This window comes from Halorubrum alkaliphilum, from assembly GCF_017873815.1.
In the GTDB taxonomy this organism is placed as follows: domain Archaea; phylum Halobacteriota; class Halobacteria; order Halobacteriales; family Haloferacaceae; genus Halorubrum; species Halorubrum alkaliphilum.
This window is the reverse complement of the sequence record NZ_JAGGKQ010000006.1, coordinates 81831-106126: the sequence shown is the minus strand read 5'-3', so window position 1 is coordinate 106126 and position 24296 is coordinate 81831. Positions and strand designations below refer to the sequence as shown.

Annotated in this window: 20 protein-coding genes; 15 read left to right on the top strand and 5 right to left on the bottom strand. The window is 66.2% G+C overall.

Annotated features, from left to right (window positions below):
• Positions 1 to 103 precede the first annotated feature (103 nt).
• On the top strand, positions 104 to 706 hold the full coding sequence (locus J2751_RS06185; protein ID WP_209484215.1) for a TIGR00296 family protein: 603 nt from the start codon (positions 104 to 106) through the stop codon (positions 704 to 706).
• A 50-nt stretch (positions 707 to 756) separates the two neighbouring features.
• Here J2751_RS06185 and J2751_RS06180 read toward each other — a convergent pair whose 3' ends face one another.
• Entirely contained in the window at positions 757 to 1923 is a 1167-nt protein-coding gene (locus J2751_RS06180; RefSeq protein ID WP_209484213.1) for a nicotinate phosphoribosyltransferase, read from the bottom strand.
• A 79-nt stretch (positions 1924 to 2002) separates the two neighbouring features.
• The gene (locus tag J2751_RS06175) at positions 2003 to 3700 is read right to left on the bottom strand and encodes an Hvo_1808 family surface protein (RefSeq protein ID WP_209484212.1); all 1698 of its coding nucleotides are present in this window, start codon (positions 3698 to 3700) and stop codon (positions 2003 to 2005) included.
• Between the two features lie 81 nt (positions 3701 to 3781).
• Between J2751_RS06175 and J2751_RS06170 the strand changes: the two genes are divergently transcribed.
• Together J2751_RS06170 and J2751_RS06165 are read left to right on the top strand one after the other, a co-directional pair.
• Positions 3782 to 4360 carry a cysteine hydrolase family protein gene (locus J2751_RS06170; RefSeq protein ID WP_209484210.1) on the top strand — a complete coding sequence of 193 codons (579 nt, stop codon included), beginning with the start codon at positions 3782 to 3784 and terminating at the stop codon, positions 4358 to 4360.
• 133 nt (positions 4361 to 4493) lie between these two features.
• Complete coding sequence (locus tag J2751_RS06165) at positions 4494 to 5075, top strand: hypothetical protein (protein WP_209484208.1); 582 nt, start codon at positions 4494 to 4496, stop codon at positions 5073 to 5075.
• A 36-nt stretch (positions 5076 to 5111) separates the two neighbouring features.
• On the opposite strand, the gene J2751_RS06160 is transcribed toward J2751_RS06165, so the two are convergent.
• The gene (locus tag J2751_RS06160) at positions 5112 to 6215 is read right to left on the bottom strand and encodes a twin-arginine translocase subunit TatC (RefSeq protein ID WP_209484206.1); all 1104 of its coding nucleotides are present in this window, start codon (positions 6213 to 6215) and stop codon (positions 5112 to 5114) included.
• Between the two features lie 147 nt (positions 6216 to 6362).
• On the opposite strand from J2751_RS06160, the gene tatC reads away from it, so the two are divergent.
• Both tatC and uvrA read left to right on the top strand, forming a co-directional pair.
• Positions 6363 to 8597, top strand: a complete 2235-nt coding sequence (gene tatC / locus J2751_RS06155; protein WP_209484204.1) for a twin-arginine translocase subunit TatC — start codon at positions 6363 to 6365, stop codon at positions 8595 to 8597.
• Between the two features lie 141 nt (positions 8598 to 8738).
• Positions 8739 to 11690: an excinuclease ABC subunit UvrA gene (uvrA, locus tag J2751_RS06150; RefSeq protein ID WP_209484202.1), complete on the top strand. Its 2952-nt coding sequence runs from the start codon at positions 8739 to 8741 to the stop codon at positions 11688 to 11690.
• A 52-nt stretch (positions 11691 to 11742) separates the two neighbouring features.
• On the opposite strand, the gene J2751_RS06145 is transcribed toward uvrA, so the two are convergent.
• Positions 11743 to 12126 (bottom strand): RidA family protein, encoded by a 384-nt coding sequence (locus tag J2751_RS06145; protein ID WP_209484200.1) that lies wholly within the window; start codon positions 12124 to 12126, stop codon positions 11743 to 11745.
• A 132-nt stretch (positions 12127 to 12258) separates the two neighbouring features.
• Here J2751_RS06145 and J2751_RS06140 point away from each other — a divergent pair, with 132 nt between their 5' ends.
• Entirely contained in the window at positions 12259 to 13518 is a 1260-nt protein-coding gene (locus tag J2751_RS06140) for a magnesium transporter (RefSeq protein WP_209484198.1), read from the top strand.
• A gap of 34 nt (positions 13519 to 13552) precedes the next feature.
• Here J2751_RS06140 and J2751_RS06135 read toward each other — a convergent pair whose 3' ends face one another.
• Entirely contained in the window at positions 13553 to 15565 is a 2013-nt protein-coding gene (locus J2751_RS06135; protein WP_209484196.1) for a MutS-related protein, read from the bottom strand.
• A 109-nt stretch (positions 15566 to 15674) separates the two neighbouring features.
• Here J2751_RS06135 and larE point away from each other — a divergent pair, with 109 nt between their 5' ends.
• The 9 genes from larE to J2751_RS06095 all read left to right on the top strand — a co-directional run bounded on the left by larE (position 15675) and on the right by J2751_RS06095 (position 24216).
• The gene (gene larE, locus J2751_RS06130) at positions 15675 to 16685 is read left to right on the top strand and encodes an ATP-dependent sacrificial sulfur transferase LarE (RefSeq protein ID WP_209484194.1); all 1011 of its coding nucleotides are present in this window, start codon (positions 15675 to 15677) and stop codon (positions 16683 to 16685) included.
• 96 nt (positions 16686 to 16781) lie between these two features.
• Positions 16782 to 16985 carry a hypothetical protein gene (locus J2751_RS06125; RefSeq protein ID WP_209484192.1) on the top strand — a complete coding sequence of 68 codons (204 nt, stop codon included), beginning with the start codon at positions 16782 to 16784 and terminating at the stop codon, positions 16983 to 16985.
• A 16-nt stretch (positions 16986 to 17001) separates the two neighbouring features.
• Positions 17002 to 17124, top strand: coding sequence for a hypothetical protein (locus tag J2751_RS15700; RefSeq protein ID WP_280900826.1), 123 nt, complete (start codon positions 17002 to 17004; stop codon positions 17122 to 17124).
• A gap of 65 nt (positions 17125 to 17189) precedes the next feature.
• Positions 17190 to 17435, top strand: a complete 246-nt coding sequence (locus J2751_RS15515) for a glutaredoxin family protein (protein ID WP_321168617.1) — start codon at positions 17190 to 17192, stop codon at positions 17433 to 17435.
• An 82-nt stretch (positions 17436 to 17517) separates the two neighbouring features.
• Entirely contained in the window at positions 17518 to 18990 is a 1473-nt protein-coding gene (locus tag J2751_RS06115) for an ATPase domain-containing protein (protein ID WP_209484188.1), read from the top strand.
• Positions 18991 to 19203: 213 nt separating this feature from the next.
• A complete protein-coding gene (locus tag J2751_RS06110) occupies positions 19204 to 21051 on the top strand; it encodes a PAS domain-containing sensor histidine kinase (RefSeq protein WP_209484186.1) in 1848 nt (615 codons plus the stop codon).
• Between the two features lie 93 nt (positions 21052 to 21144).
• Positions 21145 to 22359: an alanyl-tRNA editing protein gene (locus J2751_RS06105; RefSeq protein ID WP_209484184.1), complete on the top strand. Its 1215-nt coding sequence runs from the start codon at positions 21145 to 21147 to the stop codon at positions 22357 to 22359.
• A gap of 64 nt (positions 22360 to 22423) precedes the next feature.
• Entirely contained in the window at positions 22424 to 23584 is a 1161-nt protein-coding gene (locus J2751_RS06100) for an acyl-CoA dehydrogenase family protein (protein WP_209484183.1), read from the top strand.
• Positions 23581 to 24216: an HAD family hydrolase gene (locus J2751_RS06095; protein ID WP_209484181.1), complete on the top strand. Its 636-nt coding sequence runs from the start codon at positions 23581 to 23583 to the stop codon at positions 24214 to 24216. The genes J2751_RS06100 and J2751_RS06095 overlap by 4 nt, the downstream gene beginning before the upstream one ends.
• Positions 24217 to 24296: the final 80 nt, after the last annotated feature.

The window sequence follows — 24296 nt, the reverse complement described above, 5'->3', positions numbered from 1 at the left end:
GCCGGACACCCGAATAGACGGCGGAATTCGAGGATACTCGGTCGATCACGGATCTTCACGTCCAAGGGAAGCGTTCAAGTCGTCAGCACCGTTAGAAATGTGTATGTCCGAGGCACAGACCGTTCAGCTGTCGTATGACGACGGTGCACGAGCGGTCGAACTCGCACGCGAGGCGGTCGTGTCGTTCGTTCGAAACGGGCAACGCGAACAGCCCGGAAGCATGCGTGAGGCGTTTTACGCAAGAACCGGCGCGTTCGTCCGGCTCGAATCAACCCGAGGACGCGGGCGACTGCGCGGCTGTGCCGGCGCGTGGGAGACCTCCGATCAGCTCGGCCACGCCATCGTCGAGGCCGCGATCAAGGCGGCCTCCGACGACTCGTGTGGCTCCGAGGTCGAGCCTAAGGAGCTCGACAACATCACCGTCTCCGTGTTCGTCGTCTCCAACACCGTTCTGACGAACGATCCGCTCGAAGACCTTCGGATCGGCACCCACGGCGTCGCGGTGGACGGCGGCAACGACCACGGCTGGCTCTACCCGACGGTCCCCGTCGAGAACGGCTGGTCCGGCGCGGAGTTCCTCTCGCGAGCCTGCCGAAAGGCGAGGATATCGCCGACCGCCTGGCAGGAGGACGACACCATGGTGACGCTCATCGAGGGGCAGGTGTTCCGGGAGCGCCCCGACGGCGGCGCAGTTGAGGAGCTGTAGCGGCCCAAAAGAACGGTCTCAGTAGCTTTTTCTCGGCTCGATCCCGCCGCTCAGTTCCTTCCCCCGTATCCGACCCGCTCCGCGTCCGCGAGCGCCCGCTCCGCCGCCGCCGTGAGCGAGAACGCGCCCCCGTCGATGACCTCGCCGTCGCGGATCACGGGCTCCAACAGGGGTTCGGATCCCTCGGGAGCGTCCCGGTCGACCAGCCCGACCGCGTGCGCGCCGTCGGCCGTGCGGTACGCCTGCTTCGTTCCGGAGAGTTTGCCGCGTTTAGCCGCCGGCTCACCGTCGACCTCGACGATGTCGAGCGCGAAGTCGACGGGGTCGGCGTTCGAGACGTGGCCGCCGACGCCGAACCCGTCGACGTGATCGCGGAGCGTACGGAGGTCGGCAGGACCGAGTCCGCCGGAGACGTACACGTCGAGGTCGTCGTGCCCCCGAGCGTCGAGCTCCCACCGGACCTCGCGAACGATGTGCTCGAAATCGCCCCGGCGCGATCCGGTCGTGTCGAGACGGATCCCGTCGAGCCGGTCGCCGAGCGTCTCGACCGCCCTGAGCGTCTCGTCCACCTCGTCGGTGTAGGTGTCACACAGCGCGATCCGGGGCGTGTCGGGGCCGGCCGCCTCGTCGAAGGCGTGCCACGCCGCCTCTTGGTTCCCCCGACCGAAACAGATGGCGAGCGCGTGCGGCATCGTCCCCGACGCCTCACGGTCGATCAGGTCGCCGGCGGCGACGTGGGAGAAGCCGTCGAATCCCGCGACGAGCGCCGACCGCTCCACCGCGGCGGCCATCGACGGATGGACGTGACGCGCGCCGAAGGAGAGCAGCTGCGAGTCGGGTGCCGTGACTCGACAGTCGAGCGCGGCGGTCGCGATCGCGGAGGCATGTGAGAGAAAGCCCAGAAGCGAGGTCTCCAGCCGAGCGAACGTCCGATACGACCCTTCGATCCGCATCACCGGGCCGCCGTCGAACAACCGTCCCTCGGGGATCGCGTGGACGTCGAGGCCACGCCCGGCGAGCAGCGCGACCGCGTCGTTCAGTCCCGCGAACAGCTCGAACTCGCCGTTCGGGAACTGGTCGGCGGTCACCTCGGCAACGACCTCGGGGTTGCGTCCGGCGTGCTCCAAGGCAGCCGTCGTCCGGTCGAAGTACGCGTCCGTCGCCCGGCCGCCGCGGATCGCCTCGTCGTCGACGATGTCGAACTCGAAGTCGGTCATATCGATCGGTTCGACCGGCAGCCACGAAAAGTCATCCGTGTCGACGACGAGCCGAGCGATCGTTCCCGCGCCCTTTCCGCTACGATCGGGAGCGGCGAGCGAGGAGCGCGGCCCCGACGAGCGAGACGAGGCCGACGACGACCCCGAGACCCGGAACGGCCCCGTCGAACGGTTCACCGTCGGCGAACTCGTCGTCCCCCTCGCCGTCCCCCTCGTTGCCGTCGCCGAGGTTCGGATCGGAGCTCCCAAGCCCGTCACCGGCGTTCTCACCGTTTACGTCGTCGACACCGTCGGGATCGAGTTCGGGACGGAGGTCGAACACGCCGTCAGCGGTGGGCGCGTGAGCGATCGTCACGGTCGTGTCGTCGCGCTCGATGCCGTACGCGCCCCGGAAGTCGCCGTCAGCGACGTCGAGAACGCCGTCGTCGAGGCGTTCGGCACCGTGATGATCGACCATCCGGAGGTACGTCTCGTGGAACTCCTCCGCGTCCGCCTCGGTCTGCCACTCCGTCACCCAGACGTAGCCGTCGCGCTCTTCGTCGCCGGCGTCGTTGCGGTAGGGGTACAGCTCGTCGCCCGCCCAGCCGTCGGTCGAGGAGTGAGCGTAGTTGTACGCGTTTCGGGTCGCGAGAGTCTCATCCGTCGCCAAGTGGGTGTTGGCATCGAACGTCGGGGAGGGCTCACCCGCCTGAACCGCTTGATACGCTTGATACCAGAACATCACGAACATCGACGCCTCGCCCGTCGTCTCCGCACCGTCGACGCCCTGGTTCGAGTACGTCTCCCAGTCGCCCTCCGCGGTGTCCTCGAACTCGACGTCGGTCGTCTCGTAGTCGGGGTCGCGGTGGATCACTTCCGAAGTGCTCTCGGGCGGCTCGTTCATCGTGTCGTTGACCGCCTCCCAGCCCCGCTCCTCTACCAGTTCCGCCGCGTAGAACGGGCCGTCGGAGTAGGGCTGGAGGACGGTCTGTAGGATACCGAAGTTCAGGTCGCCCGCACCTCCACCGGCCTCCTCGTCGGGCTCGCCGAGACACGTCCAGTTCTCCTCACATCGCTCGTCGTACAGCTCCTCAAGGTGGACGACCTCCCCCTCGACGATCCCGTCGACGGCGAGGTCGGCGTCCTGGGTGTCACCGACGTATCGCCGGTCGCCGAGGTCGTGATACTGGTCCTGCATCGCGTGGGCGAGCTCGTGAACCAACGTCGACCCGTCGATCTGGAGGGCCTCACCCTCGTCGACGACGATGACGACCCGTTCCTCGGCCGGCGAGTAGAACCCACCGACCGCGCCGCCGAACACGGCGTCGATCGCCTCGGCCGAGGAGTCGTCCTCGCCGACGACGAACAGCGCCTTCCACACCTGATCGTTCCAGCGGTTGAACTCGCGGTCGGCGTCCGTCGGCTCGCCGTCGTCGGCTCGGTCGGCCTGGAACTCCTCGCGGGTTATGGTGTCGACCGTCACCTCCTCCTTGAAGGGACGTTCACGGAGGTGTTCGACTCGGGCCATCTTCCGGTGTGTCAGCGCTTCGAGCTCCGGCTCGGTCAGCCCGTCGCCCTGATCGATATCGAAGTCGTCGCCGTAGTGGGTCCCGTTCCAACAGCCGATCAGATCGTTGTCGTCGGTCGTCTCGCATTCGGCCGCGGTCTCCGCGACCGAGTTCGTCGACGCGGAGCCCTCGCCGCCGACGGCGGCCCCTCCGACGGCGGCGGCACCGGTGCCGATCGCGAGGAGGGCGACCGTGACGACCACCACCGAAAGGGTGAGAACCCGTCGCATATGACCGCTTACGAGCCGTCGGGTAAGTAGTTTGTCCGTGCTCCCTGTACGTTTTATTTATCGGCGGACGAACCACGGGACATGCCGTACGATCCGCACGCCACCGCGGTGGTCGTCGTGGACATGCAAAACGGGTTCTGTCACCCCGACGGGAGCCTCTACGCCGAGCCGAGCGAGGCCGCGATCGATCCGGTCGCCGACCTCGTCGACCGCGCCCGCGACGCCGGTGCGCGCGTTGTATATACCCGCGACGTTCATCCGCCCGAGCAGTTCGACGACACCCACTACTACGACGAGTTCGACCGCTGGGGCGAACACGTCGTCGAGGGGTCGTGGGACGCGGAGCTGGTCGACGCGCTCGACGTGCGTGGCGAGGATCACGTCGTCGAGAAACACACCTACGACGCCTTCTACCGGACCGATCTCGAAGGATACCTCGACGCTCGCGGGATCGACGATCTCCTGATCTGTGGGACGCTCGCGAACGTTTGTGTGCTCCACACCGCCGGTAGCGCCGGGCTCCGGGACTACCGACCCGTCGTCGTTGAGGACGCGCTCGGGTACATCACCGAGGAGCACCGCGAGTACGCGGTCGAGCACGCCGACTGGCTGTTCGGCGAGACCGCGACTCGCGACTCGCTCACGTTCGGCGGCGAGTGACGCTCACGTTCGGCGGCGAGTGACGCTCACGTTCGGCGGCGAGTGACGCGCGGACGCTCCCGCGCCGCGCGACGATTATCAGCCGCGAGTATCGGCGTGTAACGTTTTAGTTGTCCGACACAGGACCGTGGGTATGGAACTCTCTCGACGCGGCATGCTCGCCGGACTCGGAGTGGCCGGCGGCCTCGGTGTCGTCGGGTTCGTCGGCGCGGCGGCCGTGACCGACGACGCGGACGACGCGGACGGCGAAGCCGGCGGAGCCACCCCCGTCGACCCCGACGCGCCCTTCGAAGCAGTGCTCGTCGCCAGTGACGAACGCGACCGTGGTGGCGCAAATGAGGACGGAAACGATGAGGACGACCCGTTTCTCTTCGATGCTGCGGACCTCGATCACGTCCAGACTCCCGACGACGGTGACGGCGCTGACGACCGCGACGGGAGCGATGAGGCCGACGACGAGCACCTCGTGTACGTGGCGCTGTCGCCGGACGGTCACGGGGCGTTCCGTGAGCGGCTCGAAGCCACGGCCGCCGCGGACGATCCGGCGTCGTTCGCCGTGTCGATGACGCTCGACGGCGAGGAGGTCCGCCGCGTCGACCTCGACGGGCAGACGGTGGCCGCGCTGACCGACGCGGAGTGGAACGGCCTGTTGGAGCTGGCGTTCGAGTCCGCGACCGTCGCGGCGAACGTGTACGAGTCGCTCGCAGCCGAGTAGTGGACGTACCGGACCCGCATTCCGGCGCTTCGACCGTCAGTTTCCGGTCCAGCGGAGGATAGCCAGCGTCCCCTCGAAGAGGACGATCATCGTGAGCGTGACGATGATCGGGGCCATCCCGGTCGGATCGGGGCTGAACAGGAACGCGATGCCGAGGAACGCGCCCCAGAAGATGAGGCGTTTGTCCTCCAGCCAGACTCGGGTGACGAGGTTCATCATGATCGCGAGCATGATGAACAGTGGGATCTGAAAGACGATCGCCATGAACGCGAGCATGATCACGATCAGGTTGAACGTCTCCGCGAGCCCGAAGGCGATCGTCGCCGCGTCGGAGGTGTACGTCGTGAAATACGAGAAGATCGCGGGCAACACGAGAAAGTGTGCGAACGCGACCCCGAGCCCCCCGAGCACGAGGCTCGTGGGGACGGCCGCGAGGTAGTAGCGGCGCTCGTTCTCGTAGAGCCCGGGTTTCATGAACCGGTACGTCTGGTAGACGAACGCCGGGAGGCCGACGACGACGCCGGCGATCCCCGCCACCTTCAATCGTGTGAGCGGGAGTTCGAGCGGGGCGTACAGCCGCGGCCGGTTCTCCAACGGTGCCGGGATGTGGTAGTCCCAGAAGTAGTTGATGAGCGCCGTCGACTCCGTCACGACGACGAGCGTCGCCAGCCCGCCGAGCAGGAAGACGACCGCGATCCGTCGCATCATCTCCTCGATGTGCGCCGCGAGCGGCATCTCCTCGTCCGTCTCGGGGCCCTCTATCCCCTCGAACGCCTCGTCGTCCGCGGTCGACCCGTCACCGGTGTCGCCGTCCTCGACCGTCGCCGCGCCGGCCGCGTCCTCGACCGTGGCGGGAGTACCACCGTCCCCGAGGCTCTCGGCGCTTCCCGGCTCGTGTGCGTCGAGGGTGTCGGTCGTCTCGTCGGCGTCGCCGGAACCGTCCTGCGCTGTAGACGTGGTTCCGGAATCGATCTCGGGAGCGACCTCCGGCGAACTCTCCGTCTCGACCGTGTCCGACTCGTTCGCGTCGTCGCTGTCGACCGTCCCGTCGGCGTCGTCGCTGTCGACCGTCCCGTCGGCGGTGTTCGGGTCACCCTCGGGATCTGAGGGCTCCCCACGCGACCGGTCCGAGTCGTCCATTCAGTTCATCTACGCGACCGGGTGATTATAGGCCTTTTCGGATGGCGACGAGCGTCCCCCTCACCTCGAACCCGAGAAACGCCGTGGGCGCACCGGACGCGGCGACGGTCGAAAAGGTTGATAACGACCACGGCCCTCGGTCGCCGTATGGCGAGTGCCCTCGACGAGGACACCCAACAGTCGCTCGCGGACGGTCGCGACTCGGCGAAGGCGTTCCTTCGATCGATACAGAAGGACCTTCAAAAGGTGTTCGTCGTCTTCTTCATCGGTTTCCTCCTCACGTTCTGGGCGCTCCGCGTGTACGTCTGGGAGTTCCTCTACGACATCACGGAGGCGAACATGTCCGCCGCCGTCGCCGAGGAGCTCGACGTCATCGCCACCACCCCCTTCGAGGTGATCCTCCTTCAGGCGAAGATCGGGCTGATCGTCGGTGCGCTCGTCACGATCCCGGCGCTCGTGTTCGTGACTCGCCACGAGCTCCGGAGTCGCGGGATGTGGCCCGACTCGCCCGTTCCACGCTGGAAACTCGCGGTCATCGGTCTCCTCGGAACGGTGTTGTTCGCCGTCGGCGTCGCCTACGGGATCTACGGATTCTTCCCGATCATGTTCTCCTTTTTGGCCAGTTTCGGTCTCGAAGCCGGGATCCAGCCGACCTACGGGATCGTGATGTGGACGGAGTTCATCGTCTTCCTCTCGCTTTCCTTCGGGCTCGCGGGACAGATGCCGCTGTTGGTCACCGGCCTCTCCTATGCCGAGATCGTCCAGTACGAGACGTTCCGCGACAACTGGAAGTACGCAGTCCTCGCGATCTTCGTCTTCGGCGCGTTCTTCTCGCCGCCGGACCCGTTCACCCAGCTGATGTGGGCGTTCCCGCTCACCGCGCTGTACGGCTTCAGCCTCTATCTCGCGAAGCTCGTCGTCACTACGAAGCGGAGCTCCGACCGGATCGACGTGCCCGCGGCGGTCAGGAACCACTGGAACGTCGTGCTCGCCGCGGCCGTGTTCGGCGGCGCAGTCGTGTACGCCTTTTACGAGTACGGCGGTCGAACCGCCGTTAACGACCTCCTCCGGTGGGCCGGCAGCGACTGGCGCTTTCTCGCGCCCGGTGAGGGGCTCGGCGTGGACCCCGTGACGGCCGCCGCGGTCTACGCGATCGGCTGGGCGCTCGCGTTCGGGCTCCTCGCGGTCCTGTGGGCCGTCTACACCGACCTCGACGCCACGAGCGCGGGATACCAGTACGGCGAGCCGACCGCGATCGACCTCGACGAACTCGACGCCGCCGGGATCCGTGCGGCTCCCGTCGAACCGTTCGAGGAGATGGGCGAGGAGGAGTCGCTCTCCCGGGCGCAGGCCGCGATCGACGACGACGATCCCGAGAAGGCACAGGCGATCCTCGACCGGTTCGACGAGGCGAACGAGGGCGACGACGGAGCCGACGACGCGGACGGGGACGCGGAGGGTACAGCTGACGGAAGCGGCGGCTCCGGCGGTTCCGGCGACGACACCGACGACGCCGGCCTCCTCGGGACGATCGGAAACCGGTCCTCGCGGGCCTCTTCGACGTTCCTCTCGGAGTTCGCGGAGGACGACGACGCCGAGGAGGACATCGGCGGGTACTACACCGATATCAAGTTCATCCTCGGCTCGTTGCGGTCGCGGTCGTTCCGCCTCGTCGCCGTGTTCGGCGGCGTGATGACGCTGGCGTTCACGTGGCTCTACCTCGGCGGGCTCGCAGCGGTCCGGGCGGACCTCGAATCTCGCGTCCCGGAGTCGGTCGACGGGGGGATAGAGATCATCACGCTTCACCCGGTCGAGGCGCTGATCTTCATGGTGAAGTTCTCCATTCTCCTCGGCATCGTCGCCGTATTCCCCGTGATACTCTACTACGCGTGGCCGGCGCTGCGGGACCGCGGGTTCGTCGCCGGACGAGCGCGACAGGTGTACGTCTGGACCGGCGCGCTGTTTGCCGGCTTGGTCGGCGGATTCGCGCTCGGCTACAGCTACATCGCCCCCGCGATAATCGGGTGGCTGATCACCGACGCCGCGAGCGCGAACATGCTCATCACGTATCAGGTGAGCGATTTCATGTGGCTCGTCATCTTCACCACCGTCGGAATCGGCTTCCTCGCGGACATCCCCGTTGCGATGGTGCTCCTGAACAAGGCGGGCGTTCCCTACGACGCTTTCCGTGGTCGCTGGCGCGAGGTCACCGTCGGGATCCTGCTGGTCGCGGCGGTGTTCACTCCCGCGGACGTGATCACCATGTTCCTCGCGACGATCCCGCTGATGATAGCGTACGGCGTCGGCATCGGCGTCCTGTTCCTGATCACCTTCGGCGGCCGGCGGAACCTCTCGCCGCCCGCCGAAGTCATCGGTCGGTAGCCGCCGCCCTCGGCGGCTCCGGACGACGCTCGTTGGTTCGCCGGACCGTCGATATCCACGCCGTCGGATCGCCGAGAGTCGCGCCGTCGGATCGCCGAGACCGACGAGTATTCCCGCGCGCGGGCGTAACACGCGACCAGAATGAGCAAGGACTACATCGAGGTCCGCGGTGCGGAGGAGCACAACCTCAAGGACCTCGACGTCCGGATCCCGCGCGAGGAGTTCACGGTCGTCACCGGCCTCTCAGGGTCGGGTAAGTCGTCGCTCGCGTTCGACACGGTGTACGCCGAGGGGCAGCGACGGTACATCGAGTCGCTGTCGGCGTACGCGCGCAACTTCCTCGGGCAGATGGACAAACCGCAGGTGGAGGCCGTCGAGGGACTCTCGCCCGCCATCTCCATCGACCAAAAGAACGCCGCCAACAACCCCCGGTCGACGGTGGGGACGGTCACCGAGCTACACGACTACCTCCGACTCCTGTACGCGCGAGTCGGCACGCAGTACGATCCCGTCACCGGCGAGCCGGTCGGCGAGCAGTCGGCACAGGACATGGTCGCACAGATCCTCGAACTGCCCGAGGGGACCCGCGCGAAGATCGCCGCACCGGTCGTCCGCGACCAGAAGGGCGCGTTTGAGGAGCTGTTCGAGGAGCTGGTGAGCGACGGGTACGCCCGCGTCGAGGTCGACGGCGAGCCCACGGATCTCACGCTTGACGACCCCGACCTCGACCAGAACTACGACCACACGATCGACGTGGTCGTCGACCGGGTCCGAGTGTCGCCGGACGCCCGCTCGCGGATCACGGACTCGGTTGAGACCGCCCTAGAGGAGGCCGACGGTGCGCTCAAGCTGATCGTTCCCGATCCGCCCGAGGACGTGCCCTTCGCCTCCAACACCCGGTCGACCGGGTCGCTCGCGGCGGATGCCGACGGCGACGATAGGCTCGAAGTCGAGTTCTCCGAGGAACTCGGCAACCCCAACTCCGACTTCCAGTTCTCGGCGATCGAGACCCGGTCGTTCTCGTTTAACAGTCCGTACGGCGCGTGTCCCGAGTGTGAGGGGATCGGCTCGACGAAGGAAGTCGACGAGGACCTCGTGATCGAGGACCCGGAGAAACCTCTCAAAAACGTTTTCGAGGCGTGGTCGTACAACCGGTCGTACTACCGGACCCGGATCGACAACGTCGCGGACCACTTCGGCGTCTCGACCGACACGCCGTGGAACGAGCTGGACGAGGACGTTCGCCGGCAGTTCCTCTACGGGACGGACCGACAGGTCGTGTTCACCCGCCAGACGAAGAACGGGACGCGCCGGAAGGAGAAGCGCTTCGAGGGCGTCATCCCCAACCTCGAACGCCGCCACGTCGAGACGGACTCCCAGTCGACCCGCGAGCACATCGAGGAGTACATGGCGGTGACGACCTGTCCCGAGTGTGATGGGACCCGTTTAAAAGAGCAGTCGCGACACGTCCTTGTCGACGGTACACCGATCACCGAAGTGAACCGGTTGTCGATCGGCGACGCACGGCGACACTTCGAGGGGATGGAGGAGCACCTGAGCGAGCGCGACACCAAGATCGCCGAGGAGATATTAAAAGAGATCCGCGCGCGGCTCGGCTTCATGGAGGAGGTCGGGCTCGAATACCTCACGCTCGACCGCGAGGCGTCGACGCTCTCCGGTGGCGAGAGCCAGCGAATCCGACTCGCGACGCAGGTCGGTTCTGGCCTCGTCGGCGTGCTCTACGTGCTCGATGAGCCGTCGATCGGGCTCCACCAGCGCGACAACGACCGCCTGCTCGACACGCTCACCGGGCTCCGGGATCTCGGAAACACCCTCGTCGTCGTCGAACACGACGAGGAGACGATGCGGCGCGCCGACCACGTGATAGACATGGGGCCCGGCCCCGGCAAGCGCGGCGGCGAGGTCGTCGCGCAGGGCGAGTTCGACGACATCGTCGACGCCGACGAGTCGATCACCGCGGACTACCTCTCGGGACGAAAGGCGATCCCCGTCCCCGACGAGCGGCGCGACCCCGATGGCGAGCTGGTCGTGCGAGGGGCGCGCCAGCACAACTTAACAGATCTCGACGCCCCGATTCCACTCGGGACGCTCACGGCCGTCACCGGCGTCTCCGGCTCCGGGAAGTCGACGCTGGTCCACGACATACTATATAAGGGGCTCGTCCGCGAGATGAACGACAACACCTCGGTCGACCCCGGCGAGCACGACACGATCGAGGGGATCGAGGGGATCGAGACGGTGCGGCTCATCGACCAGTCGCCGATCGGCCGGACGCCCCGGTCGAACCCGGCGACGTACACGGACGTGTTCGACTACGTCCGGGAGCTGTTCGCGGAGACCAAACTCGCCCAGCGGCGGGGGTATAAGAAGGGGCGCTTCTCCTTCAACGTGAAGGGCGGCCGCTGTGAGGAGTGTGGCGGACAGGGTACCGTCAAGATCGAGATGAACTTCCTCTCGGACGTGTACGTCCCCTGCGAGCAGTGTGGCGGCGCGCGGTACAACGACGAGACGCTCGACGTCACCTATAAGGGCGCGACCATCGCCGACGTGCTCGACATGAGCGTCGAGGAGGCGTACGACTTCTTCGAGAGCCACCAGGGGCTCCAGCGCCGACTCAAACTCTTAAAAGACGTCGGGCTCGGCTACATGGAGCTCGGCCAACCCTCTACTACGCTCTCGGGCGGCGAGGCGCAACGCGTCAAGCTCGCCGAGGAGCTCGGGAAGAAGGCGACCGGCGACACTCTCTACCTGCTCGACGAGCCGACGACGGGCCTTCATAAGGAGGACGAACGCAAGCTGATCGACGTGCTCCACCGGCTCGTCGACGGCGGCAACACGGTCGTCGTCATCGAACACGAGCTGGACCTCGTTAAGAACGCCGACCGCGTGATCGATCTGGGTCCCGAGGGCGGCGAGGGCGGCGGTGAACTCGTCGCGAGCGGCACGCCCGAATCGATCGCTCACGACGACGACTCACACACCGGTCGATACCTCCGCGACCTCCTCCCCGATGTCGACCTCGAAGGCCCCCGGAACGACCGACGAAAGCCGGCGGTCGCGGACGACGACTGAGCAGTCGGTCGCCGGAATCGACCGCTACTTTTCGTCGCCGGAGCCACTCCGCCTACCTTCCGTCGTCGAGCTCAGCGGTGACCGTGATCTCGACCGAGATCGGCGCGGGCAGCCGGGACACCTCAACACAGGTCCGGGCCGGATACGGCTCGCTCAGGTACGAACGGTACCCCCGGTTCACCTCGTCGTAGTCGTCCATGTCCGTGAGATAGACGGTCGCGCTCACGATCGAGTCGGCGGTCGTCCCGGCGGCTTCGAGAACCGTCTCCACGTTTCGCAGGGTTGCCTTCGTCTCCTCGGCGACCGTGTCGGGAAGCTCGCCGGTTTCGGGGTCCTCGCCGGACTTCCCCGATACGTGGACGGTGTCGCCGCTGATGATCCCCTGTGAGTACGGCCCGAGCGCCGCCGGAACGTCGTCGCTGGTGATCTCTTTCATCGTCCCCTTCGACTCAATGTCGATATTTTAACCCTCGGGTGTGAGCCGTCGTCGGACCCACGACTCGACCGCCGACCGTGATGGCTCTGTCGGAGACGGCATCGTTTAGTGTGCGGCTATTGGGGACGGTGTATGGACAGCGATCGGACGGACAGACTGGAGGCCATATCGATGTCTTCGGAGCCGGCGACGGCGTTTACCGGCCTTCCGGAGTCGGAGTGGCGAGACGTGTTCTTCGCACTGGCCGAAAGTGTTCGAGACACGGTCGCAAACGGGCTCAGTCCCGCGCAGTTGGAGGCGTTCGTCGATCGCCTCGACCCCGACGAGATCACGGACGTCCTCGGATACGTCGACGAGTCGACCCGCGAAACGCTGCTGGCGACGCTCGATAGCAGCCGACGCGAGAAGGTCGACTTTTTGCTGTCGTTCGACCCGGAGAGCGCGGCGGGCGTGATGAATCTCGATTACGTCACCGTCGACGCCGACCGATCGTTCGGGAAGGTGACGGAGCGAGTGCGCCAGTTCGAGGACCGGACCGGCCGCGTGCCGACGATCTTCGTCACCGATGACGGGGAGCTGCTCGGCGAGCTACCGGGCGCGGCGCTCTCGGTTGCGGATTCGGACTCGGAGCCGGTCACCGACTACATCCAGGAGACGCCGTCGGTGAGGTACGACCGCGAGGACGAGGAGGTGTTGGAGGTGTTCCGTCAGAACAGCGAGCGGACGGTCGCCGTACTCGACGAGGAGAACGATATCCTCGGCGTGATCCACGCCAGCGACCTCCTCAGACTGATCGACGAGGCGGCCGGCGAAACCCTGTACGACCTCACCGGCGTCTCCGAGGAGGAGGGCGTCCTTGACGGGCCCGCAGAGAAGGTCCGACGGCGGTACAAGTGGCTGATTCTCAACCTCGGTACGGCGTTCATGGCCGCAGCAGTCGTCGGCCTCTTCGAATCGACGATCGCCGCCGTCGCGATCCTCGCCGCCTACATGCCGGTCGTCGCCGGAATGGGTGGCAACGCCGGGACGCAGGCGATGGCGGTCACCGTCCGCGGCATCTCGCTCGGCCAAGTCTCGCTCTCGACCGGTAAACGCGTCATCGTGAACGAGGTTGCTGCCGGGGCGGTCAACGGGTTCATTACTGGCGCGCTGGTCGCGGTGATCGCCATCGCGTTCTCGTTCGGGGAGTTCGGGCTCCTGCTCGGCGCGGTCATCGGGGTCTCGATGGTCGCAAACCTCGTCATCGCGGGGTTCTTCGGTGCCCTCACCCCGCTGATACTCGACAGACTCGGCTATGACCCGGCGACGTCCGCGACGATCTTCATCACCACCGCCACCGATGTGTTGGGCTTCTTCGTCTTCCTCGGACTGGCGCAGGCGGTGCTGCTGTAGCTCGGTTGCGGCCCTCTCGTACCTGACTCCGGTCTCAGAACTTCTCAAGGAGCGTCCCGTAAAAATCGCTCTCGCGGTCCCCGGCGAGCTTCTCGACGATGAGCTCCGGCGTCGACCGCGCGAGGTGTCCCTTCTTCGGCGAGCGGTTCACCCGCAACTCGCCGTCGACGAGCCCTTCGGCCTCTATCCCGTCGACCGCGATATCGAAGTCGGCCGCCTCGCGGATCTCGCGGGCCAAATGCGAGACGAACACCGCGGTCGCGTCCTGCCCGTCGAGTGCCTCCAGGATGCCGGCGATGATCTTCGCGGACGCGCCCGGCTCCGTGATCGACTCCAGTTCGTCGACCAAGACGAGCCGACCGTCCGCTCCCTCGACGAGGTCGCCGAAGTCCCGGAGCGTCGCCTCGAACGCGCCCGCGTCGAGGGTGCCCTGCGATTTCGCGTAGTAGTGGATCTCCTCGAAGCGCTCGACCGTCGCCGACTCGGCCGGAACCGGCATCCCCATCTGTGCGAGCACGACGACCAGGGCGACCAGATCCAGCGTCGAGGTCTTGCCGCCGGAGTTCACCCCCGAGAGCAGCGTTGTCCCTGACACCGCGTAGTCGACGGGGTCGACCTCGGCGAACTCGACGTCGAGCAGCGGCGAGCGACCGCCCTCGATCCGGAACCCCGCGGTCTCACCACCCTCCGCCGTCCCGTCCTCGTCCGGACCGACCACTTCCGGCAGCACGCAGTCGAAGTCGCGGGCGAACCGGGCGACCGCCAGCTCGACATCGAGTTCAAGAGCGTCTCGCACCAGCGCTTCGACCGGCTCCCGGAGATCGCCGAGGTCGTCCGCGAGCTCGGCCTTTAGGCGCGCAGCCCGGCGGTCGCGGGCGGCGGCGAGTTCGGTTTCGAGCCGGGAGACGGCGGTCTCGTCGTGATCGACGGGGAACGAAGGGTCGCCGCCGAAGACGCGGCCGGCGAGTTCGGCCTCGTCCGGTTCCAGCTCCAGCGCGTCGACGAGGTGGTCGCGGGCGCTCGCCATCGCCGCGTCGTACTCGTCGGCGAGCTCCCGATCCAGAAGCGAGTCGACGCGTGCGCCCTGCTCGACGAGGGAGAGGAAGTCGGTCCCCTCGATGGTCACGTCGCGCTCGCGGATCGCCTCCCGGAGGCGATCGTCGGCGACGGACTCCGCCGTCGAGACCGCGGCGTCGAGGTCGTCGACCGCGTCGGTCAGCCGCGTCAGCTCCGCGTCGCCGACGATCGTCCCGTCGTCGTCCAGTCTGGCGAGTGCGTCCCGCAGTCGGTCGAGGTCGGCCGGCGCGTCCGCCGCGATACCGGCCGCCTCGTGGACTCCGATCGCGGCCTCCAGTCGGTCACGGTTCTCGGCGAAGAAGGCGAGCAGGCGTTCGGGTACCGTCTCGGCGGGCGTCTCCAGCGCGTCCGGCCGGACGTGGACGTCGCCCTCGACGTCCATCCCCGCAAAGCTCTCGTCGAGGACGATCACGGTCGCGTACGACCGCGCGAGCTCGGCGATGTCGCGGGCGTCCTCGACCGTCTCGACGGAGAGCTCGGGGACCGCGGCCTCCGCTTCCGCGTATCGCTCGGCGTCGGCGGTCGCGAGACACCGGTCCCGGACGCGGACGGTCGCGGGGTCGGTCAGGGGCTCGACGCCCGCGAGCGCGTCGAGAACGGTCGGATCCGGATCGTAGTCCATCGCGTCCGCGGCGAACGCCTGTGCCTCGGCGATCCGCGAGCCCGAACCGCTCGGGTAGAACGTCTCCAGCCGCTTTTCGGCGTAGTCGGTGACCGCGCGCTCAGTGAGCAGACCGAGGGCGTCGCGGTACACCTCCCGGGAGCGGTCGGTCGCCAGGACGCGGCCGGCGTCGTCGTGCCGTTTCCGGATCGCGCCGCGGGCGACGCGGGCCGCTCGCGCCTCGTTGACACCGGGCGCGCGGGCGATGGCGGCGACGTCGCCGGACTCCACGGTCGCCTCGGGATCGTCGAGCGCGCGCAGCGCCCGCGCCGTCTTCTCGCCGACGCCGGGGATCGCCTCCAGCTCCATTCATACGTCGGTATCGCGGCAACGCGCAAAAGGATAGGGGTCGCGGACGTGATATCGCCTCCCGATCCGACGCCGACGCGTTTTTTTCCGCCGCCGCCGAACGCGACCCATGAACCAGGACGCTCCTACGGTCGGGGACCGGCTCGCCGTCGGCGGGAACGGGACGGACGACGAGGGAGTCGGGACCGGCGAGTCCCTCGATCCCGACACTGCCGCGAAGGCGCGCGCGGCTCGCGACGCGCTGGCCGACCGCGAGGGAGTGCTGGTCGCCTTCTCGGGCGGCGTGGACTCGTCGGTGGTCGCCGCCTTGGCACACGACGCGCTCGGCGACGACGCGGTTGCGTGTACGGCCCGCAGCGAGACGCTCCCGGCTGCGGAGCTCGACGATGCCCGGACGGTCGCCGAGGAGATCGGGATCCGCCACGACACGGTGACGTTCTCGGAGCTCGACGACCCCGACTTTGTCGCCAACGACGGCGACCGGTGTTACCACTGCCGGACGATGCGGCTCGGACGGATGTACGACCGGGCCCACGAACTCGGGATCGGGACCGTCTGTGACGGGACGAACGCGGACGACCCGGGTGAGGGACACCGGCCGGGACTCCGCGCGGTCGAGGAGCTGAACGTCGCCTCCCCGCTGCTGGACGCCGGGATCACGAAGGCGGAGGTGCGAGCGATAGCCGAGGCATACGAGCTGTCGGTCGCGGACAAGCCGTCGATGGCGTGTCTCTCCTCGCGGATCCCCACCGGTCTCGAAGTGACCGAGGAGCGTCTCTCGCGGGTGGAGAAGGCCGAGCGACTGCTTCGGGAGTGGGGGTTCGAAGGGTTCCGCGTCCGCGACCACGACGGGCTGGCGCGCGTCGAGATCGCGCCCGACGAGTTGGAACGCGCGCTCGACCCGGCCTTCGCGGACGCGGTCCACGAGCACCTGACGGATCTCGGCTTCGAGTACGTCACGCTCGACATGGCCGGCTACCGAACCGGTAGCGTGAGTCCGGGCGACGAGTCGGCGAGTCCGGAGTCGGCAGGCGGAACTCCGGACGACGGATCGAACGACGAGGGATCCGACACGGAACCGACCGACGGCATCGAGTTGGGCCGACAATATCCGCGTTGATCCCGGACGCCTCGCGTCCGCGGGGCCGAGACGTCCGTTATCAACTGAGAGAACCCGGCACGAACGCTTATATGTCAGTTGAGGTAACACCGGCGCATGAGCGAGGGGAAGACGCTCGCGGTGATCGCTGGCGGCGTCGGCGGGACCGTCGGGGCGTTCGTCGGCGTTGCCATCGGCGGGGACGCGCTGACGGTGACGCTGACCACGCTGGTCGTCGCGCTACTCGTCGGTGTCGCGGTCATCGCGAGCGCGGTGATCGCGGGCGACGTTGAGTTCACGGCGGAGCCGGACGGCGAGTGAGCGGTCCGACCGTCGAATGGGCGGTCTGACCGTCGAATGGGCGGTCCGACCGGGGGAGGTGTCGGGGCGGTCGGTGACCTCGCGGGCGGTCGCCCGAACCGAAACCCTCTCGCCGCTCGCGACCCGCCTTCGAGCGTGAACGATACGGACACTGCGGGAGCCGGCGAGGGCGGTACCGGCGCGGACGCCGACGATCAGTCCCCGGTGTCGGTCACGATCTACACGCGCGAGAACTGTTCGTTGTGTGTCGTCGCCCGCGAGACGATCGAGCGCGTCGCCGACGACCTCGGCGTCGCGGTCGAGCTCGATCTCGTCGACGTCGACGCCGATCCCGAACTCGCCGAGGAGTACGGCGAGCGCGTCCCGTACGTGTTGATCGACGACCACCCGGCATTTAAATACGAGATCGACGAGCGCGAGCTTCGACTGAAGCTGCTGGCAGCATCGTGACTCCAGCCCCACGCCCGGGGAAGGGATCGATCCATTACTGGTTCGAAGAAAGAACTTAACCGGCGTAGGTAGTAGCCCGTTTATGTCGATCGAACGGACGTCCACCGGCGTTCCCGGCTTGGACGAGGTTCTCAACGGCGGGCTCATTCGCGGCCGGAACGTGCTCGTTCGAGGCTCGCCCGGTTCGGGGAAGACCATCTTTGGCCTCCATTTCCTTTCGGCTGGGATCGACGCCGGAGAGTCGGCGCTGTACGTCAACATGGGTGAGCCACAGTCGTACGTCGAGGAGACGGCCGACGCGTTCGGACTGAACGCCGACCGGATACGGTTTCACAACCTTTCACCGACCCAAGAGCAGTTCTCGGAGCGAAACTCCTACAGCGTCTTCGAGTCGTCCGAGGTCGAACAGCCGAGTTTCATCGCGACGCTACGCGAAACGGTCGACGAACTCGAACCGGACCGTGTGCTGCTCGATCCGATCACGGAGTTCCGGTATCTTACCGCCGACGAACGACAGTTTCGCTCAGGGATACTCGGGCTTCTCGACTACCTCAAGGACCTGGACGCGACGGTGATGCTCACCTCACAGGCCGGCGGCTCGGTCACTGACGACGACCTTCAGTTTCTCGTCGACGCCGTGGTTTCGCTCGACGTGACACCGGAGAGCAGAGCGGTCTCCGTCTCGAAGTTCCGCGGGTCGTCGTTCCGACGCGGAACGCATTTCTACGACATCACCGACGAGGGGCTGACAGTCTGGCCGACGCTCGTCCCCGATGAACAGGAGCGGGAGATAGAGCCGGGGACACTCTCTTCGGGAGTCACGGAGCTCGACGAGCTGCTTCACGGTGGGTTAGACCACGGAACAGTGACGATACTCAGCGGTCCGACAGGCGTTGGCAAAACCACGACCGGCCTCCAGTTTCTCACACAGGCGGCGGTCAACGGCAAACAGGCCACGTTGTTCCAGTTCGAAGAGGCGGAGCGAACTATCCGCAAGCGGGCAGATGCCATCGGCCTGCCGCTACAGGACGCGCTGGACAGCGGCGCGATGTCGATAGTAGAGATCCCTCCCGAGGCGTACACCATCGGAGAGTTCGAGCAGTTCGTCCGCGAGACCGTTGAATCGGGAACCGAGGTTGTGATGATCGACGGGTCACAGGGGTTCCAAGAGAACCTCCGAGGGCTTGACGACACGACTGGGGCCCTATTACGGGTCGGCCGGTACCTGCGCGCAGCCGGCGTTTCCACGATACTCGTGAATGAGGTCCACAACATCACCGGAGAGTTCCACGCGACCGAAGAGCGGACGAGCAATCTCGCGGACAACATCGTGTTCCTGCGTCACGTTGAGTACCGTGGCGAGCTACGGAAGGTTATCGGGACGCTCAAGATGCGGACGAGTGACTTCGAACGCGGCCTTCGCGAACTCGAAATCACGGGAGACGGAATCCGTGTTGGAGAGCCGCTTTCACAGCTTCGTGGCATCCTCACCGGAACGCCGGACTGGACCGACGGCGGCACCGGTAGCGGAGACGCCGAGCAGGACCGGTCGTAATCTCACGTCAAAGTACTCGAACAATGGTCACGACAATACAACTGAACCCTGACCCCATACCCGTCGAACGCGTGGCGCGAGACGGCCGTCCGGACGTGCGTCGTTCGGGGAGAACACCGGCCAGCGCTTCCGTCGAAGTGGACAGGAGTAGCATACTACTTGATGTCGGACGGATAGAGATCCAGTATCCGAAGAGCGTGAGGTGACCGAGCGATGATTGACCTGTCCCTCATGGACGAACCGGAGGATATCGGGATCGAAGCGCCGTCGCTGCGCCCGCTGCTCTCCGATGAGGGGAACCAGCGCCTCGTGAGAGAGTGGGTCGAAGGACACGACCGGTACACACTGGCTGACCCGAACCAGCCGATTGAAACGGCAACGTTCGACTGCTGTATCCTCGACGGGGAGATGCTACGAACCCATGCTGAAACGCTTCGTACCCGAAAACGCGAGGCAGACCCGGTTCTGCTGCCGTGTCTCTTGCTCGTGCCCGAGGCGGATCTGTCGCTTATCGAAACCGACCGTGGAGAGATAGCCGACAGTGTGGTGTTCAAAACCGCCGACGAGGTGGTCTCGATGCCGATCAAAAAAGCCGAGTTGGAATGGCGAATCGGAGCGCTCGTTCGCCTCCGTGCCCAATCGCTGTGTCTCAAGGAGCGAACTGAGGCGCTGGAACTGTTCAAACGAGCCGTGGAGGCCTCGGGTCACGCGATCACGATGAACGACATGGACGGGACCATACGGTACGCAAATCCCGCGTTTGAATCCGTCACGGGCTACGACCGAGACAACGTTATCGGCGAATCCGCCGACCTGCTTACCCCCGGTGAGTCGAGTACTGGCTACGGTGAGGAGCTTTGGGACACGCTCGCCGCCGGTAACACGTGGCGTCAAGAGATCACCAACGAACGCCGCGACGGTTCACAGTACGTCGCCGATCAAACGATCGCGCCTATCATCGAGGACGGCGAGCCGAAAGCGTTCGTCGCCGTCCAGAACGATATCACCGAGCGAAAACAGCTCGAAGGCCGGCTCTCGGTGTACCGCGACATCATCGAACGGCTCGATGACCCGATCATGGTCCAAACCCGAGACGGGGAATTTCAGCTCGTCAACGACGCACTCTGTTCGTTTGCCGGCCTGTCTAGAGACGAGCTGCTCGATGCCAACGAGTACGCGTTCATGGACCCGGAGACGGCGACGACGATCGCCAAACGGAAACAAGAGGTGATGGAGACGGAGGAACCGGTGAAGTACAGCGTCGAACCGACCTTCGAGCACAGCGACAAGGAAGCGATCTTCTATACGACTCGGTACCCGTACTACGAGGACGGTGAGCTCGCCGGTACGTTTGCGATCTGTCGGGACGTAACGGATCTTGAGGAGCGAACCCGTCAACTCAACGTGCTCGATAACGTTCTCCGGCACAACATCCGGAACGATCTGAACGTGATTCATGGTCGGGCAACACAGCTTAGTGAGGATCTTGAGGCTGAACACGGTGAACTCGCCGACGTTATCGTCAACCGGGCGGAAGCACTGGTGACGACGAGCGAAAAGTCACGAGATATTACCAGTGTTCTCAACAAACGATACACGCCGAGTTCGATAGATCTCGGACAGATCGTCCGGCGTCTCACGACGGAGTTGCGCGAGGAGTGGCCCACTGCGCAGATCGACGTTACGGGTCCAGACCACCTCGTCGTGTCCGCGATTGACCCGATTGACGTTGCGATCGAGGAGCTGTTGACCAACGCCGTGATCCACAACGACAGCGACGATCCTCGTGTCCACGTCGAGCTCGCCGTCGACGGGTCGTGGGGTACCCTCACCGTCCGAGACAACGGACCTGGTATCTCGGAGTTCGACAGAGACGTTCTCGAATCCGGAACCGCCATCGAGACGCTCTCACATGGCAGTGGACTGGGTCTATGGGTTGTCTACTGGATGACCAAACGCTCCAGAGGCGACATCACCGTCACTACCCGAGAGCCGCGTGGTACCGAGATTACGATCCGACTCCCACTGGCACCTGACGAGCGACTCGCTCCATCTGAGTAGGCCCGCTCCATCTGAGTAGGCTCCCGCTCTATCTGCCGATGATGCGCCACCGGCGGCGCGTACTATATGTTCGATCGGGATGTGTACCGGTATATGACCGTATCACGCGCACCGGCGAATCCCGAGGTCCGCGAGTTTGAGGCGACCGTCAAACGCGTCGATGGTCAGGAAATAGTCCTCGAAGAGACGTACTTTTACCCCGCATCAGGCGGTCAACCGTCCGATCGGGGAACCATCGGAGGAACACTCCTCGAAGATGTTCGCGAGGCAGATGGCGAGGTCGTCCACGTGCTCACAGATCCCGTCGATATCGACGTGGGGGAGACGGTCGCGTGTGTCGTTGACGACACATTCCGGACGTACTGCGCTCGCGCACACACCGCCTCACATGTCCTCTACGGCGCGGCGAGACGCATCTGTGAGGATCTTGGATACGCCGGATTCGACATTTCGCCGGAGAAGGTCCGTGTTGACCTGACGACTGCCGAACCGCTCGACGACGACGACCTCGTCGAGCTCGAACGCCTCTCGAACCGGGCAGTGTGGGAGTCCCGGGCGGTCTCGTGGGAAACACTCTCCGAGAGCGAGGCTCGGAACGTCGAGGGGATCGCGTTTAATACCAAGACCGAGGAGGGCGCAATGAGCGGGAGCGAGGCGGTCCGGGTCGTCACCGTCGAGGACTGGGATGTCGCCGCTTGCGGGGGAACACACGTCGCGAACACCGCGGAGATCGGCCCGATTGCGACTCTCGACCGATCGAACCCCGGCGAGGGCGTGACTCGCGTGGAGTTCGCGGTCGGCCCGACCGCCATCGACCGGACCGCCGCGGTTCATGCGGCCGCACTGGAGTCGGCAGCAGCGCTCGATACCAACGTCGACGACCTCCCGGATACGGCGACGCGGCTCCGCGAGGAGGTCGATCGGCTGGAGTCCGATCTCCGCGAGGCGGAGCGGGAACTCCTCCGCACGCGACTTCGGGAGTTTTCGGCGACCGAGGTCGACGGGACGAGGTGGGCGATCGGGACCGTCGACGACGCCGAGCCGAACGACCTCCGGGAGCCGGCCGAGGCGACTCTGTCCAGCGGTCTGGATGACGATGGCCGTGCTGCCATCGCAGCGGTTGGAACCGGTGACGCGCCGTTCGTCGTCGTCGCTACAACTCCCGAATCAGGCGTTGACGCCGGGGAAACAGTCGACGCGGTGACCGAAGCGTTCGGCGGTGGCGGGGGTGGCGGTCCGACGTTCGCGCAGGGTGGTGGTCTCACCGCTGACCCCGATACTGTCGTCGAGTGGTTCCGCGGGAGGTGAGGGACGCGTCAGCCAGGCACGACTGATCGCTCACCTTTTTCCATGTGAGACCGAACGCCGGTACATGACTGGCGCACGCGTCGGGTCGGCGCTCACCGACGAACAGGCGGCGATACGCGACCTCGTCCACGAGTTCGCCACTGAGGAGATCCGACCGATCGCTCGGGAGGCGGACGCCGAGGCGTCGTTCCCCGAGGACGTCTGGGACGGACTGGCGGAGCTGGGACTGACCGGCCTCACGGTTCCCGAAGAGTACGGCGGCTTCGACGCCGATGAGACGACCTACGCCGTCGTCAACGAGGAACTCGCCTACGGGACGCTCGCGGTCGCCACCGCGCTGTCGGTCCACTGTCTCGCCACCTCCTGTATCGCGGCGTTCGGCACGGAGAGCCAGCAGGAGCGATGGCTTCCGGAGATGGTCGACGGTCGCCCGGTCGGGACCTTCTGTCTGTCCGAGCCTCACGCCGGCTCGAACCCGGCGGCAATGTCGACGACCGCCGAGTACGACCCGGAAACCGAGGAGTACGTCCTGAACGGCGAGAAACAGTGGATCACGAACGGGGCTCGCGGCGGGGTCGCCATCGTCTTTGCGAAGACCGACGCCGACGACCCCGGCTCGATAACGCAGTTCCTCGTCCCGATGGACGCTGGGGGGTTCTCCGTCGGTCCCAAAGAGGAGAAACTGGGACTGCGAGCCTCAGATACGACCTCCGTTTCCTTCGACGACTGTCGGATCCCGGCCGAGAACCGACTCACTGAGGAGGGGAAGGGGCTCTCAGCGGCGTTCCGAATCCTCACCGGTGGGCGGATCGGCATCGCCGCACAGGCGGTGGGGCTCGCGCAGGCGGCGTTCGACGAGGCGAAAGCGTACGCCTTCGAGCGCGAGCAGTTCGACCGACCGATCGGCGAGATACAGGCGATTCGTCACAAGTTCGCGGAGATGGCGACCGACATCTCCGCCTCCCGGCTGCTCGTTCGCGAGGCGTGTCGGCAGGCGGAGGCGGGCGAGGACAACCGAGTAATGGCCTCGAAGGCGAAGTACACGGCGAGCGAGACGGCGATGAGTGTCACCAACGAGGCGATCCAGATCCACGGCGGCTACGGCTACGTTAGCGAGTTCGATGTCGAGCGGCTCTACCGCGACGCGAAGATCACGGAGATCTACGAGGGGACGACGGAGATCCAAAAGAAGATCATCGCCCGGGGCGTCCTCGATACCGAATGACCGACTCGCTTCCCGACGCTGACCCGTATTCCGAAGCCGACACCCTCACCGGAGCTGACGGTCGCGTCGGCTCGGACGCCTTCGCCGCGGCCGACGCGGTCGTGTACGATCTGGACGGAACCCTTCTCGAACTCGCCGTCGACTGGGATCGCGTCGCCGAGGACGTCACCGCGGCGTACGCCCAACAGGCACTGATACCGCCCACGGAGGATCTCTGGAAGCTGTTGGATGCGGCCGAGGAGTACGGGATCGCTGCGGCAGTGGAGGAGGCGATCGCGGCTCACGAGCGGGAGGGCGCGGCCGACTCCCGCCCGTTCCCGCTCGGGGAGCGGCTTCTGTCGAGGGAAGACACCCGCCCCGCCGCGGTCTGTTCGCTCAACTGCGAGGCGGCCTGTCGGATCGCACTCGAAACGCACGGGCTTGACGACGCGGTCGATGCGGTGGTCGGCCGCGACTCCGTCGGGACGCACAAACCCGACCCGGAACCCCTGCTTGCGGCGATCGATGCCATCGACGCCGACCCGGATCGAACCGTCTTCGTCGGCGACTCCGCCAGCGACGGCGTCACCGCGGAGCGTGCGGGCGTCGCGTTCGTCTCGGTCGCCGACGCGCTCGCCGACAACGATATATAAGTGGTCGTGGCTCCCGCGGGATCCGCGAGCGATGACCGGGCGGCCGTTTCGGGAGTGGGTCGCTCGGATCGGGGCTCCTT